The organism is Pseudomonas sp. SIMBA_041, from assembly GCF_046535095.1.
Classification (GTDB): Bacteria; Pseudomonadota; Gammaproteobacteria; order Pseudomonadales; family Pseudomonadaceae; genus Aquipseudomonas; species Aquipseudomonas mucoides.
In genome coordinates, this window is record NZ_JAWRXJ010000720.1 from 1 (window position 1) to 248 (window position 248).

General features: G+C 27.0%; 1 protein-coding gene. It reads right to left on the bottom strand.

The window, feature by feature from the left end:
• The coding region (locus SB725_RS32990; RefSeq protein ID WP_410923672.1) for a WG repeat-containing protein at window positions 1-248 on the bottom strand (248 nt) is incomplete at both ends.

Sequence of the window (248 nt, forward strand, 5' to 3'; positions counted from 1 at the left end):
TATCAGGATAATCAACTTTGTCATACTTACATGGGATTATGATTTCTCCTTCGATGTTTGAGATTCCCCAAAGTCCATTTTGATTTATTCTTACCCTATCTTCCAAACTGTTGATATGGTCAATAAAATCATAAATATATTCTGTAAGAAATAAAATTTCATTGTGTTCTATTCTTACAAGAGATTGTAATTTATTTTTTGTGAATATAAAATATCCATATTCTCTATATCCCTTTGTCAAATAAAAG